The sequence below is a fragment of the Peribacillus sp. FSL E2-0159 genome, assembly GCF_038643155.1.
In the GTDB taxonomy this organism is placed as follows: Bacteria; Bacillota; Bacilli; order Bacillales; family DSM-1321; genus Peribacillus; species Peribacillus simplex.
This window is the reverse complement of record NZ_CP152053.1, coordinates 4,968,884-4,983,786: the sequence shown is the minus strand read 5'-3', so window position 1 is coordinate 4,983,786 and position 14,903 is coordinate 4,968,884. Positions and strand designations below refer to the sequence as shown.

At 35.5% G+C, this 14,903-nt stretch carries 15 protein-coding genes and 2 pseudogenes; 16 read left to right on the top strand and 1 reads right to left on the bottom strand.

The window, feature by feature from the left end; genetic code table 11:
- The first annotated feature begins 126 nt into the window (after positions 1-126).
- The 7 genes and pseudogenes from NYE63_RS24365 to NYE63_RS24335 form a co-directional block, all read left to right on the top strand.
- Positions 127-363, top strand: coding sequence for a hypothetical protein (locus NYE63_RS24365; RefSeq protein ID WP_340889099.1), 237 nt, complete (start codon positions 127-129; stop codon positions 361-363).
- A gap of 185 nt (positions 364-548) precedes the next feature.
- Positions 549-779: a hypothetical protein gene (locus NYE63_RS24360; protein WP_342603093.1), complete on the top strand. Its 231-nt coding sequence runs from the start codon at positions 549-551 to the stop codon at positions 777-779.
- Positions 780-1,160: 381 nt separating this feature from the next.
- On the top strand, positions 1,161-2,144 hold the full coding sequence (locus NYE63_RS24355) for a glycosyltransferase family 2 protein (RefSeq protein WP_342603092.1): 984 nt from the start codon (positions 1,161-1,163) through the stop codon (positions 2,142-2,144).
- A 517-nt stretch (positions 2,145-2,661) separates the two neighbouring features.
- Positions 2,662-3,213, top strand: a complete 552-nt coding sequence (locus NYE63_RS24350) for a GNAT family N-acetyltransferase (RefSeq protein WP_342603091.1) — start codon at positions 2,662-2,664, stop codon at positions 3,211-3,213.
- 256 nt (positions 3,214-3,469) lie between these two features.
- The gene (locus tag NYE63_RS24345) at positions 3,470-4,015 is read left to right on the top strand and encodes a GrpB family protein (RefSeq protein WP_342603090.1); all 546 of its coding nucleotides are present in this window, start codon (positions 3,470-3,472) and stop codon (positions 4,013-4,015) included.
- A gap of 359 nt (positions 4,016-4,374) precedes the next feature.
- Positions 4,375-4,728 (top strand): annotated as a pseudogene (locus tag NYE63_RS24340) (VOC family protein); the annotation flags it as partial.
- A 149-nt stretch (positions 4,729-4,877) separates the two neighbouring features.
- Positions 4,878-4,976 (top strand): annotated as a pseudogene (locus NYE63_RS24335) (VOC family protein); the annotation flags it as partial.
- 303 nt (positions 4,977-5,279) lie between these two features.
- Here NYE63_RS24335 and NYE63_RS24330 read toward each other — a convergent pair.
- Positions 5,280-6,692 (bottom strand): FMN-binding glutamate synthase family protein, encoded by a 1,413-nt coding sequence (locus NYE63_RS24330; RefSeq protein ID WP_342603089.1) that lies wholly within the window; start codon positions 6,690-6,692, stop codon positions 5,280-5,282.
- Between the two features lie 211 nt (positions 6,693-6,903).
- Here NYE63_RS24330 and NYE63_RS24325 point away from each other — a divergent pair, with 211 nt between their 5' ends.
- From NYE63_RS24325 to nikE, 9 genes are all read left to right on the top strand, one after another.
- Positions 6,904-7,650: a DUF2071 domain-containing protein gene (locus tag NYE63_RS24325; RefSeq protein ID WP_342603088.1), complete on the top strand. Its 747-nt coding sequence runs from the start codon at positions 6,904-6,906 to the stop codon at positions 7,648-7,650.
- A gap of 513 nt (positions 7,651-8,163) precedes the next feature.
- Complete coding sequence (locus tag NYE63_RS24320; RefSeq protein ID WP_342603087.1) at positions 8,164-8,544, top strand: SMI1/KNR4 family protein; 381 nt, start codon at positions 8,164-8,166, stop codon at positions 8,542-8,544.
- A 29-nt stretch (positions 8,545-8,573) separates the two neighbouring features.
- Positions 8,574-9,104 carry a hypothetical protein gene (locus tag NYE63_RS24315; RefSeq protein ID WP_342603086.1) on the top strand — a complete coding sequence of 177 codons (531 nt, stop codon included), beginning with the start codon at positions 8,574-8,576 and terminating at the stop codon, positions 9,102-9,104.
- A gap of 179 nt (positions 9,105-9,283) precedes the next feature.
- Entirely contained in the window at positions 9,284-9,484 is a 201-nt protein-coding gene (locus tag NYE63_RS24310; protein ID WP_342603085.1) for a hypothetical protein, read from the top strand.
- Positions 9,485-9,718: 234 nt separating this feature from the next.
- On the top strand, positions 9,719-11,341 hold the full coding sequence (nikA, locus tag NYE63_RS24305; RefSeq protein WP_342603084.1) for a nickel ABC transporter substrate-binding protein: 1,623 nt from the start codon (positions 9,719-9,721) through the stop codon (positions 11,339-11,341).
- 20 nt (positions 11,342-11,361) lie between these two features.
- Positions 11,362-12,306, top strand: coding sequence for a nickel ABC transporter permease subunit NikB (gene nikB / locus NYE63_RS24300; RefSeq protein ID WP_342603083.1), 945 nt, complete (start codon positions 11,362-11,364; stop codon positions 12,304-12,306).
- Positions 12,303-13,133, top strand: a complete 831-nt coding sequence (gene nikC, locus NYE63_RS24295; protein WP_342603082.1) for a nickel ABC transporter permease subunit NikC — start codon at positions 12,303-12,305, stop codon at positions 13,131-13,133. Before nikB ends, nikC begins: the two co-directional genes overlap by 4 nt.
- Positions 13,134-13,151: 18 nt before the next feature.
- Positions 13,152-13,979 carry a nickel import ATP-binding protein NikD gene (gene nikD, locus NYE63_RS24290; RefSeq protein WP_342603081.1) on the top strand — a complete coding sequence of 276 codons (828 nt, stop codon included), beginning with the start codon at positions 13,152-13,154 and terminating at the stop codon, positions 13,977-13,979.
- Positions 13,980-14,012: 33 nt separating this feature from the next.
- Positions 14,013-14,834 carry a nickel import ATP-binding protein NikE gene (gene nikE / locus NYE63_RS24285; protein WP_342603080.1) on the top strand — a complete coding sequence of 274 codons (822 nt, stop codon included), beginning with the start codon at positions 14,013-14,015 and terminating at the stop codon, positions 14,832-14,834.
- Positions 14,835-14,903: the final 69 nt, after the last annotated feature.

The window sequence follows — 14,903 nt, the reverse complement described above, 5'->3', positions numbered from 1 at the left end:
AGGTGCTGTACTTCAATGCCAGGAGCTGAACAGTAGCACTTTTCTTATGGAACTAAAGGGCTGATTTGTTGAAGAGTAATATATACTAAGATAATGGTAGGATGAAAAAGTAGGGAGTTCGATGAAGTGGAGGAAATGATAGGTGGTTTATTTGTTTTTGTAACGGGAGTAATTTTCCTGTATTTTGGTTTGTTTCAGTACAAGTGGATGGATAAGAGTATAAAAGAGATTGAAGAAGGAAAAATTGATTTTTTTCCTTTCATAAGTAGTTATTGGTTCTGGCGGATATTGTTCATCGGAATTGGTGTATTACTCATTTTAACAACTGGAAATTCATTCATTAGGATGTCTTTCTTTAACTAGGTGCTAATAAGTAGGTTGTACGGTAAGCTTTTTCTTAATGAACTAACGGGTGCGTTTGAAGATCGGAGCTGTCTTTAAGACAGCTTTTTCTTATGGAACTAAAGGGGCAGGTTAGTTGAAGAAGACCCGTTTGCGATATGGTATAGTTTATTAAGTTCGGTTTGCTGTTTTATAGGGGGGATTTAATGTCAAGTAAGTTGAAATATGTAATGGGATTGTTTTTTGAAAAAAAGATACCTAATAAAAAGAATAATTTATTCTTAATTCTCAATTTTATAGATTTTATTATACTCACGGTTGATTATTTCACAGAGATAGAATTAACTTGGTTATTTATGGTTGTGACATTAGCAATACTTGTACTTTCTTTTTCCATACATATTGATGAACGAAAGTTAAAGATACAGAAAAGGTAATAAATAATTTCTGTACTTGTACTACTATAAGGTGTATTACTTCAAAATAAGGTTGCTGCGGCAGCCTTTTTCTTATGGCACTAAAGGGAAGGTAAGGTTAAGCGTAACGTGTGTAAATGAGGTTTTATTTATTATTCTTAATAATACATGAACTCTCTCATTATTCATGAAGCTTTGCTACATCAGTAACCACATTATTACAAAGAAGATTCAACACATCAATTTCTAGCGAATTAAATATGATTAATTTTCCTCGTAGCAATTAATAATTGTTAAATTTGTGTAAATCACCTAATAACTAGATTAATAATGGTATAATTAACCAAAAAATGACGATGAATATTTCTGATGCAGTTTATAGTCTTTTAAGGAGAAGTGGTTATGCGTAAGGTTACAGTTGGGATACCTTGTTACAATGAAAGTAAAAACATTTTAAAATGCCTAGATAGTATAACATCTCAATCAGATATATTTCAGGGTATCGAAGTACTGATAGTAGATGACGGGTCAACGGATGATACAGTAAAAATTATTGAGAATTATAAAAAACAGTACAATATAAATGGCAATATGAAGATATTAACTCAAAAAAATACTGGCGGCCCATCAACCGCTAGAAATAGAATTATCGATGAAGCCGAAGGGGAATATATTTTCTTTGTTGATGGAGACGATTATCTTGCTGAAAATTCCATTTCAAATATGTATACATTAGGTAAAGAAAATGATTCAGATGTTATTATCGGAAAATATGAGGGCGTCAATCGTAGAGTTCCTGTATATGTATTTAAAAGTACGCAAATAAACACGAATTTTTTTGATTCACTAGTAAAAGACACGATGTCAGTATTGAAAATGTTTAAAACTGAATATCTCCGTTCTTTGAATATTCGTTTTAGAAAAGATATTAGATTGGCAGAAGATCACCCCATTGCTATGAGTTCTTATTTACACACTAAAAAAATTAGTATATATGCAGATTCTCCTTGTTATTATTGGGTGAGACATATTAATTCTGAGAATAAAACTCATTTAACTGGCGGCGTCATCCCAGTAGATGAATTTTATAAGTATTTATTTGAAACATTTGAAGTAATAAAAAATGCACGAATCACTGAAAAAGAAAGAACAGAAGCTTATAGAATATATTGGGACAGATTACTTACACTTGATATAATTAATGAGTTTAAGCGTAATAGAACTGAAATGGAAAGAAATCATTCATTTGCGATTCTACTACGTTTGTTTAATAAGTATGAAGGACCCTTAATAACACCGTTATTAACAGGTTATAAACGTTATACTGCAATGCTACTTTGCAATGAGGATTATCTTTTATTTACTGAGTATTTGAAAATAAAATAATGTTAGTTAATTTTTATTGAGGCCATTATTAGTATATAGAAATACACTTGAGTATTTTAAAGCTAGCAAATTCTAATTCCAATTGCTAGCTTTCTGATACAAAGTATAACAAACTAATCGACGTCATTCTCGTACCTACACAGGCAACCTAAAAAAGGTTCCCTGCTTTTTTTATTTATTAATCATCATTACGAACTATATGCATTCACTTTTCCTTCTCCGAAATAATTATCTCTACCACGCTTACCGATATCAGAACTTCCTCTGTCAAATATTTAAGCACCTCATTAACAGAATGCTTATCACCCGTTCATTAAGAAAAGCGATTCTTTTTAAAGAATCGCGCTCGATTGCTGAATCACTGAAGCTTCTATTAGCTGGTTTAGTTTATTAATAGGGGTAGCTGCGGCGACCATTTTCTTACGGAACTAACGGGGCAGTTTAGTTGAAGAAAAACTTTTGGATAATTATAGTAAATATATGCAAGAATAAGTATCCAAAATAGGGAGGATTTCTTATGATATATGATAATCTAAATAAAACAATTACCACTAAAAGGCTAGTACTAAGACTGTTTCAAAAACCTGATGCAGTAGCTGTTACTAAACTTTGTAATAATTATAATATTTATAAAAATACATTGTACCTACCTTATCCATACTCTATAGAGGATGCTTTATCATGGATTGAGCATCATCTTGATAATTTTAATGCTAATAAATCATATGAATTTGCTATAACAGATAACGAAAGTGGAGAATTATATGGAGCTATAGCGCTATCTAACAACCAAAAGTTTAATAATGGTGAATTAGCCTATTGGATTGGTGAAAAATTTTGGGGAAATGGATATGCTACAGAGGCAGCTCAAGCTATATTAAATTTTGCATTTGAAGAAAAGCAATACCATAAAGTATTTGCTCGTTACTTTAATTCAAATCCAGCTTCAGGAAGAGTGATGCAAAAATTAGGATTGAAAAAAGAAGGGATATTAATTGACCATGTGAGGAAAGAAAATCGATTTGAAGACCTGGTGTATTATGGAATTATTAACTCAGTAGGATTATAGATTATACTGCTTATTTGTAATTGGTTTCGTTTTTGGGTGGAGATATGCTGAATTATTCGCCAAATAGTGGACCGACAGTGAATTAGTGGGTTCAACCAGAAATATCTGGCTGAACTTATTTTACTAAAAGGTGCGTTAGCGAGATCATAGCTGTCTTTAAGGCAGCTTTTTCTTTTATCGAGGCAGGTTTGTAAAAGAATGCAGGTACTAAGATTTTTCTGAAACTGAAAAAATTAAAATCTTGAGGGAGAGTAAAATGAAAGATATTCATGATGAAAGCACATGGCCTGTTTGGGCTAATGAGACAATAGACATTGTCGAACCAAATCCTAAGTGGGTAGAAAAAGGTAATCAGGAAAAAGCACTTCTTCTTAATCTTCTTTCAACTTTCGGCATAACGGAAATTCAACATTATGGAAGTACATCTATTCCAAATTTACCAGCTAAACCAATCATTGATTTAATGGCTAAAATTGATTCATTTCAAAAAATAAAAGAAATATCTTCATTGTTAGCTAATCGCGACTGGAATTATGTACCACCTAACATAGACAATCGACCTTGGCAAAGATTTTTTGTGAAAGTAATTAACGACAAACGAGTAGTACATTTACATATTTTACTTGAGGGAGAAGAACGGTGGGATAATCAGCTACTTTTTCGTGAGTTATTACGGACTAATCAGCAGTTTATTGATGAATACGCTATTCTTAAAAGAAATTTAGCAAAAAAATATAGCAATGATCGTGAAGCGTACACTAAAGCAAAAACAGAATTTATCAATTATGTTCTTAAATCTTAGTTGTGAACTAATATAAGTTTGTGAAGAAATGTACTTAAACTAACGGGTGCGTTAGCTGAGGATCAGAGCTGTCTTTAAGGCAGCTTTTTCTTATGCAACTAAAGGGGCAGGTTAGTTGAATAAGGGGTATTTAATGGAGTACAGGGCAGGAATATTTTGTGGGGAAGTTGAAGTTGTTTTAAAACCCAATTTCACATTTTCCTATACTGTGACTTTTCTTTGTTATCATGAACTGTGACAAGGTGTTTTTTGTTAGGAAGGAATTTGTAACTTTTTAATAGAATAATTATGAAGATGATCAGATAATAAGTTTTTACGCATAAGGAGATAAAACTTTTGAAAAAAACAAATTACTAAGATTGGACAATGTCGGAATCGTTGTAGAATCCCTTGATGACGCAATCTCTTTCTTCGAGGAGATTGGCTTGAACCTCGAAGGGCGAGCCACTGTCGAAGGTGAATGGGCTGGTCGCGTAACCGGATTGGGTTCTCAGTGCGTAGAGATTGCTATGATGGTTACCCCAGATGGCCACAGCCGACTTGAACTTTCGCGATTTCTCACCCCACCTACTATATCAGATCACCGGACTGCTCCTGTAAATGCCCTCGGTTATCTACGCGTCATGTTCACCGTTGAAGACATTGACGAAATGGTATCCGGACTCACTAAGTATGGTGCTCAGCTCGTTGGCGAAGTGGTTCAGTACGAGGATACGTCATACATGTGGAGGAAATATTTTGATACCTTTAGATGAACGATTTTTTATACTTAAAGTAGTTCTTATTGTAATTGCTGTATTGGTTGCCATTCCTGCCAAATGGATTCGTAAATGGTTCTGGAAGGACTAAAAATTTTTCGCATCAGTTTATTGCATATAATGACTCGTATCGGCTCTGCTACATTCGTGGAACCGAAGGACTTCTAATCGGTTTGGCGAACAACTCGGTAACAAATAAGTAAGTGACGTTTTTTTTTGCGCTTCATGGATGGCTAACGGGTGCTATAGTTCAAGAAGATAAAGGCAGCAATTATAATTATTATTTAGTTCTTCCGCAATCGGACGCATTAGTTGAAGATGGAGTTGCGATGGCAGCTCTTTATTCTTGCTGATCAACTAACGAATAGGTAAAAGGACCACACATATTAGACATATCAAAACTGTGTGGTCCTTTTAATATCAAAGGTTAAACTTACCTTACTAAATATAACATGTGATCGTTTGCCAATCTGGATATTTTGAATTTGCTTTCTATACACATTCAATTATTTCTCTTTTTGTATGTCTTCCCAAGGTTCAAATGAAAAGGGAATTCCAATCATTTTAGCAGTCAGTTCATCATAGGAAACTAAATCTTTTTTTGATAACTCCTTTAAGGAACGTTTCCCCATCGCTCTTAATGCCATTTTCATTTCTTCTATACTTGCTGTAAAGAATTTCTCTGCTGCTTTTACTCCATCTTCTATCTTAAATTGATCCTTGAATTTACCTTGATTCCAAACAACTTGTGTAGGTGGTTCAAAGGGAAGAGCATTCAATGCTTGACTATGTGAGACAGCAAATAATATGGCAGATCCTACATAAACAGCATCAGCACCGAGTGCAAGTACTTTTAAGAAGTGCCCAGGTACTAATAGCCCTCCTGAGACAATTAAACTAATTTGCCCCTTCATTTTTCTCTTTTCTAAATGATTAACAGCCCGGACAATTGCATGCAATGTTGGTATTCCCATGTCATCGGATAAAATAGGGGGGGCACCGTGTGTGGCTGCTTGGCCGCCGTCAATCGTAATGAAATCAACACCGAGTTCAATTAAATGATCTATATCTTCTTCGATTTTTCCACCTGCCCCCATTTTTACACCAATGGGAACACCACCAGTTATGCTCCGAAGTTCATTAACAAGTTTTTTAATATCTTTCAATGTTTGATTTTCAAAAAAGTGTTCAAAAATGACTCCATCCTCATTTTCTTTAAGCCCCATCACTTCACGAGCCCGACCTGTTAAATTTTTGGGTGAAATTTTCCCCCCCATCCCAGCTAGTGCGCCTTGTCCGAACTTAATTTCAATCATGTCGGCACGCTTAATAAGATCTTCTTCCTTTGACCATTCTGTTTTTGAAAACTGTAAAATATATTTTCCTGCTTTATCTAATTCTTCAGGTATTACTCCGCCTTCTCCGGAATTAATCGCGGTTCCTACATTTTTTGCTGCTTCCGCCAAAGAAAGCCTTGTTTGTTCACTAAGTGCAATACCATAGGCCATCCCTGTAATCATAAGAGGAATTTTTATTTTCATTGGTTTTTTTGCTTTTGGTCCAATGGTTACCTTAACATCAACGTCTTCTTCACCATCAATAGGAAATGGTGTCGTTTGTGCAGGGATAAAGGTAATTGGATCCAAATGCGGCCATTTTTTTGAAGAGCCAAGTGGTCGATGCAGGACGTCGCCTGTTTCTGCACGCAAGCTATTTTCAAGCATATTTTGAACGCCCATATGCCTTAGTCCTGGCATCAACTCCATAATATTTTCTTGATAGCTGTCGGTTAAAATGATTTTTCCCATTTTCTTAACTATACGTTTCATAATCCAACGCCAACCAACAAGCATGAATAAAAATAGGACAAATATTATTGCAACCATCACAAAAGATAAATAGGATAGAATGTTCGACATATTCACTTCTCCACTATCAAATTAATTTAACAGCTCAATATTGTTGTAATTTCCAGAAAAAGTATAATTGTGTTATTTTATAAAGATATCAGTCACAACTTTATAGGGTGAAAGTCAATACAGAGAGCAATTGAAAAATACAAGCAACATCAAATGATTTTCTGAGTTTTTTTCACCCCTTAACTAAGTAGATATAAAGGAGATACTTTTCATGAACCTACTAGATGATAACGCTCACCGTCCTTGGTCAATACCTTCAAAAAAATGGATTATGCGACAACCTTGGAGAAATCTCTTGTTTACCCATTGGCCTATTCCAGCTGAAACACTAAGACCGCATATTCCTCTTCATTTAGAAATTGACACCTTTGATGGATATGCCTGGTTGGGAGTTATTCTCTTCGTTATGGAGGGAATTTATCCTCGTGGATTGTCATCTGTATCACTAACCCCTAAATTTTCAGAAATCAATGTAAGGACATATGTTCAATGTGATGGTAAACCCGGTATCTTTTTCATGTCTCTTGACGTTGAGGACTGGGCCTCCTATATAATAGCCAAGAAATGGTTCCGTTTGCCCTATCATTCTGCACAAATTTCTTTAGAAAAAAAAGGACAAACTTTTCATTGTCAAAGTATCCGTAAAGGAAAAACAAATACTCCAATTAGATTTAATGCAAAGTACGCTCCAATACCAGAAGTTTATTTTCCTAAAAAAGGAACTTTAGACCATTGGCTCACAGAGAGATATTGCTTGTATAGTACGGATAATGGAGTCAATATCTATTGCGGAGAAATACACCATCGTCCTTGGCCGCTACAAAAAGTAGAGGCAGAGATATGTACGAATACACTTTTTACTCCCTTTAATTTTGACCTTACTGAAGTCAAACCGCTTTTTCATTTCTCTAAAGGTGTTGATACACTTATATGGAATATTAAGAAAACACGGTTCTAGTGTAAAAAGATTCCTTGAACTATTCATTTCTTTCGAATTCGAGGATTAAGAAACTTACTTAACTTCAATACTCAATATCCCTCACATCTAAAACTTAAATGTAATCGGAATGCAAATAATGAAGAATCCCATTTTATTTAATTAGTAATCCCTAATGGTCGTTTTGATATTATAAAATAACCCTTAGCGTGTAAGTAATTTTGAGCCTCCCCGCAAAATACATAAAAATCATTAAATATTGTCTTAGGTATTTTTAATCAAACTTTATTTGAATTCAACACTTAGCTGAAGATCGGAGCTGTCTTTAAGGCTTTTTATTTAACTGCTTTACTTCAATTAGGGAAGTTGCTGAGGTACCTTTGTCTTATGGCACTAACGGGGTAGTTTAGTTGAAAAAGAAATGATTTGGATTTTGAATAAATAGAGGGTTTTTAGTCATAAATATCGAAAACACTCCTAGTTAATTTGTAATGTAGTATGTAATAATAATCCGAAAGTATTGTGGAGGAAGAAATGAAGAAAGTAATAAACATGATTTATCCAAGTTCGAAAGTGGCTGGAGTGTCATTACTTGAATTGAAAAAAACAGAAAAAGCACTTGGTGCTATTTTTCCAGAGGAATACAAAGAACTCTTTTTAGAAACGAATGGAGCAAAATTTGGTAATTGGACTTTGTTCCCTATTCAAACTAATGAACAATCAGCATTAACAATTGATATTGTAAAACAAAATCTAGAGAACAGACCAAAAAATGTACCAAGTGATATGATTTGTATTGGTGAAAATATCAATGGTGATAAACTTTGCTATCGCATTAGAAAAAGATTTATGCAGGAACTAATCTTTCTTTGGAATGGTAAAACTGGAATAAGCGATTGTAAGCATCAACTTTAAGTCAATTTATTGAATGGTATGTTCCGAAAGTGAATACTAATAAGCCTAAAACGGTTGGTACTTTTACAATAGAAAGTGGAAAGTTAATTGTTACTGACCCATGTTATCAGGTGGATGAAGAAGACCTGCAAATCATACTTTCAAATGTGAAAAATGGGAGATGGACAGCATCCATATCTTACACACCTGAAGAAGTTGTTGAAAGTTTACTCGTATTTTATGGAGAAAAAAAACCAAGCGGAAAATGGCATGATTGCGATAAATCGATAGGGGTTGACTCGGCACAAGCTGGAATCTTTGACCTTGCAATATTCGGTAGAGATGAAGCTATCCAATATGAAGTGAAAAATGTCCATGACATAGAGATAGATGAAGTTGGATTAAAATATTATGTTGCATGTTGTGATGTTGTTGCTTCAGATGCACAAGGGGGAGTTGTTCCAAGTGGTGCGGTTTCAATGTCTGGTTATGGGGACGGAATGTATGAGGTGAAAGTAAAATATAACTTTTCTAAACAGGTTGTTGGAGTGATGATTGACTTTGGAGATGATGAGGAATAATACTTTTCATAAACGGATAGAGAAATTAGATTTGTTCTTCTTCAACTAACAGGTGCTTTACTTCAATTAGGAAGGTTGCTGAGGCAGCCTTTTTCTTATGGCACTAATGGGGCAGGTTAGTTGAATAAGGAAATACAAAATGAAATCAGGCGAACAATATTTTTTGAGGAGAATTTAGATTGAAAAAATACAGTATTGCAATTCTTTATCTAGTAGGAGGAGGACTATTTTTAGCAATTGGTTATTCAAGTTTTGCGCAAGGTCTATTAGAAGAGCTTACTACGCAAATGAATAATCCTGAATTGTTAATTGGATTTGGTTATATTTTTCTGATTGTTGGCATTATTCATTTCTTAATAAACAGTCTTAAAAGGAAATAACTAGTTAACTTTTTGATATTACTAACAAGCACATAATTAAACGAAAAGGGTGCATTACATCTATATGGGGCTGGAAACAGCTTCTTTTCTTATAGAACTAAAGGGGTAGTTGGATAAACAGGAGAAATGGATATATTTATATTTTTCGAGAATTTCGACATTATATTGACAATAATATAGTTACTCATTACACTTGAAAATGATTCTCAATATTGTACTGGAGGCACCAATGTTATGTCAAAAAGAAGAAACAGCAAACAAGTGTTATTTATATCAGCAATCGTTTTAATTTTATCAACGCTTTTACTTGGATGTACAAATGAATCAAAAGAAAATTCAACTTCAAATAAAGATAATAAAGACATGCTTACTGTTGCTTGGCCTAGGGATATAGGAGAAATGAATCCGCATGTCTATAATCCTTCTCAATTATTCGCTCAATCGATGATATATGAACCTTTGGTTAGCTATCAAGATGGAGGCAAGCTGAAACCACATTTAGCTGAATCATGGGAAATTTCCAAGGATGGGAAGGAATATACGTTCAATCTACGTCAAGATGTGAAATTTTCTGACGGTACAAGCTTTAATGCTGAAATTGTGAAAAAGAACTTTGATGCTATATTGAAAAATGTTGATTTACATAGTTGGTTGGGTTTTATTCCGAAAGTGGATCAAACGGAAGTAATTGACCAAAACACGTTTAAACTAACATTAAAGGAGCCATATTATCCTACTATTCAAGAGTTAGCCGTCGTTCGTCCAGTCCGTTTCTTAGGTGATGCTGGATTCCCTAAAGATGGTGACACTTCAAAAGGCGTTACAAAACCAGTCGGTACAGGTCCATGGATTTTGGAAGAATATAAAGCAGATGAATATGCTATTTTCAAACGCAATGAAAATTATTGGGGTGAACTCCCTAAAGTAAAGAAAATCAAAATCAAGATCATTCCTGATGCTGAAACCCGAGTTCTTGCTTTTGAAAAAGGTGACCTAGACCTTATTTATGGTGAAGGCGTTATCAGTCTAGATGCTTTCAAACAATTAGAATCAACAGGTACCTATGAGACTAGTATTTCTGATCCGGTTGCGACAAGACAACTAGTAATGAATACGAAGAAAGTACAGCTTTCAGATTTACGTGTTCGTCAAGCGTTACAATATGGATTTAATAAAAAAGCAATGGTTGACGGAGTTACTTCTGGGTTGGAAGAGAAGGCAGATTTTATATTACCGACAAACTTCCCTTATACTTCAGACATTGATGTAACACCGATTGATTATAATGTTGAAAAAGCAAAAGCTTTATTAGATGAAGCAGGATGGAAACTGCCAAAAGGAAAAAACGTTCGTGAAAAAGACGGAAAACCACTTGAAATCGAATTAATGTACGACTCTGCAGAATCGATTCAAAAAGCAATGGCCGAAACATTACAATCTGAGTGGGCTGCACTAGGTGTTAAATTAAATATCGTTGGAGTTGAGCTTACTGTACAAATTCAAAGATTTAAAGCTAATGATTTTGAATTGAATTTCTTTAGTAACTATGGCGCACCGTATGATCCCCATACTTTTGTAAACATCGTTGGTTCAGAAGGATTTGGATTTAACGAAGCCATTTCATCTTATCCGAACAGAGATAAGTTGTTAAAACAAATTGCAGATGTTGCTGGAACAACAGATGAAAAAGAACGTCAAGAACTTTACTCAACTATTTTGGAATCACTACAAGAACAAGGAGCGATTGCACCTATTTCTTATATTAAGAAAATAGCTGTTTATCAAAAAGGTGTATCTAATTTTACATTCCCTGCTAACCGGGATGAACATCCATTCACAGGAATTAGCATCGAGTAGTAAGTTACAGGAGGGTTTTCATGGGCACTTATATCTTGAAACGAATTATGGCCATTATTCCCATCTTTCTTTTGGCCATCCTTCTAACGTTTGGAATGATTCACCTTTCACCCGTGGACCCAGCTGAGGCATATTTATCGGCAGCACATATCCAACCCACAGATGAGATGTTGGCTCAGAAAAGACATGAGTTTGGCTTAGATCAACCTCTCCATGTTCAATATGTAAACTCTATCATTAAGATATGCCAATTTGATTTTGGCATATCTTATCTTTCGAATAAACCTGTTTGGGACGAGGTTACATATCGAATGCCAGCGACCATTCAGTTAGCTTTAGGTAGCATCATATTAGCGGTCCTGGTCAGTGTCCCACTTGGGTTTTTGGCAGGCATTAAGAAAAACAGTGGTATTGACCATTTTAGTCGACTTCTCTCTTTTTTCGGGGCATCGATCCCCTCTTTTTGGCTTGGTTATTTATTAATTTTTTTCTTTTCTGTTAAACTCGACCTATTCCCTGTTGAAGGAATCGGGACTTGGCAACATCTGGTTCTCCCTTCCATTACTTTAGCTTTGCCATTAATAGCCTTGTATACTCGACTATTACGTGCTAGCGTTCTTGAGAATTTACAGGAACCTTATATCCTTTTTGCTCGCACAAGAGGGATTCATGAAAAAGTGATTATGGGAAAACATGTACTGAGAATAGCCATATCTCCTATGATTACTGGACTAGGGATGAATTTAGGAAAGCTGCTAACTGGAACCATTATCGTCGAAGCGGTCTTTTCCTGGCCAGGATTTGGTCGTTATTTTATTGAAGCTATTTTTAATCGGGATATTCCTGTCATTCAATGCTATGTGCTTTTAGCAGCGGGACTATTCATTATTAGCAACTTGATTGTTGACCTTATTCAAATGTGTATCGACCCACGCATCTCCAGAAAAGGAGGGCAACGTCAATGATAACAAGTCTTCGCATTATGATGAGAAGTCAGAAAGTGATTGTCCTTTGTTCGATAATATTGAGCTTCCTATTTATCATCACCATCTTGGCACCTTGGATTGCACCTAATGATCCTATTGCTGTCAATTTAGCTAATAAACTACAGCCCTCTTCCTTTGAATATCCATTGGGAACTGATCATTTAGGAAGATGCACGTTATCACGCCTCTTATATGGAGCTCGCATTTCGTTAGGATTTGCCACATTAATCTTTATTTCATCTTTAGGCATCGGTTTAATTGTTGGAACTATTGCTGGTTATAAAGGCGGATGGGTGGACCAAGTGCTAATGAGACTTTGTGATGGTGTTATGGCATTTCCGAATCTTTTGCTCATTCTTGGACTTGTTGGTATATTGGGACCTGGCCTTAAACAGGTCATCTTAGCATTGATGCTTGTGCAATGGGTATATTATGCGAGGATTTTCCGAGGAATGGTACTTAGTCTGAAAGAACAAAACTATATAGCGGCAGCTAAAATAAGCGGTTCTTCTCAATGGAAGATAATAAAGAAACATATCGTTCCAAATGTTCTCCCTCCGCTCGCTGTTATGGGTACATTAGAAATGGGTTGGGCCATCATGGATATATCTGCCATGTCGTTTCTAGGTTTAGGTGTGCAACCCCCTACACCAGAATGGGGAGCGATGATTCATGAAGGGAAATCGTATATTCGGACGAATCCAGAATTAATGCTATATCCAGGTTTGATGATTATGCTCGTTGTCGTCACCTTCAATTTATTAGGCGAAGCGCTATCAGAACGTTTTGGAGTCAAACGTCGTTAATAAAAAGGAATGAGAAGATTGAGAACAGAACGGTCGAATGTATTAAAAGTGAGCGATCTACATGTACAAGTAAAAACAAAAGATGGTGCTTCCACCCTCGTTCAGGATATTAATTTTGAACTGGAAAAAGGGAAGGTACTGGGTCTCGTTGGGGAAAGTGGGAGTGGTAAAACCGTTACGAGTATGTCCATTCTGCAGCTTCTTGATCGGAAAACAACGACGATTGAAGGTAGCATTACCCTCCAAGGACGAGAATTGAATGGTTTGGACGATAAAGAAATACGTGAAATTCGTGGCAAGGATATTGCCTTTATTATGCAAAATCCGATGAATTCATTTACGCCTGTTTTTACAATTGGCAATCAATTTATCGAAACGATTAGGTCTCATACCTCATTGAATAAAAAACAAGCAAAAGAGCTTGCCATCGATGCTATGCAAAATGTAAACCTGCCAGATCCCGCGAAACTATTAAAAAGCTATCCTTTTCAATTGAGTGGAGGTATGCTTCAACGCGTGATGATTGCGATGGCCGCATGTTTAAATCCATCCGTCATTATTGCTGATGAGCCGACAACTGCACTCGATGTTCATAACCAATTACAAGTACTTCGCCACTTGGATAAAATTCGTGCTGAATATGGAACATCCATTTTACTCATTTCTCATGATCTAGGAGTCATTTCTGAAATGGCTGATGATGTAGTCGTTATGCAACATGGCAGAATTGTAGAAACTGCAAATGTATTTGAACTATTTGATAATCCGCAGCATGAGTATACAAAGAAACTGCTAAATGCCCGCCTTATCTTAAATCATGAAGAACCTATCACCCATATGTTGTGATATATAGATTGCATTCTTTTGAGGGGGGAACCAATGAGTTTATTACAAGTAAAGGCAGTAACTCATAGCTATAATTCTCATACGTTTTTTAAATGGAAAGATCATTCAAAAAAAGTACTCACTGACATTTCCCTCTCTATTGACGAAGGAACATGTTTAGGACTGCTTGGGACGAGTGGAGCTGGAAAAAGCACATTAGGAAAAGTGATTCTTGGCTTAGAACGTCCACAGCAAGGACAAGTTCTGTTTCAAGGGCATGATATTTATACTGCTGATAAGCTTATTCGACAAAAGATACGCCGAGATCTACAAGTCGTTTTTCAAGATTCGTATTCATCTGTCAATCCACGAATGACAGCCGAGCATATTATAGGCGAACCATTAGATAACTATGAAAAACTAACCGTAGCCGAACAAAAAAGAACCGTTATTGAGTTACTGGAAAGAGTAGGTCTAAGTGAGAATGATTTAAAAAAATACCCACACCAATTTAGCGGTGGACAATTACAAAGAATTAATATTGCTAGAGCAATTTCTCTTAAGCCACTGCTAATCGTCTTAGACGAATCCGTAAGTAGTCTGGATATGGTTAATCAAACACTAATTTTAGAATTATTAAGTGAGTTAAAAAAAGACTTCGGCTTATCTTATCTTTTTATTACACATGATATTAAAGCGGCTTATTCAATCGCGGATACTTTGGGTGTACTGGAAAAAGGAGAATTAATCGAGCTTTACGATTCTAAAAATCAGTTTTTTTCATCAGAACATCCTGTCGTCAAACAGATGAGAGGTTCTATCCTTGCTGAGCATCCACGTTTTCGTTCTCTTCCAACGAGGATTAACAAGACCTAGTCTAGAATTTATATTTATTGATTGGAAGGCCTCGATTTCAACTTGAAAATCGAGGCTCTTGTTTATATT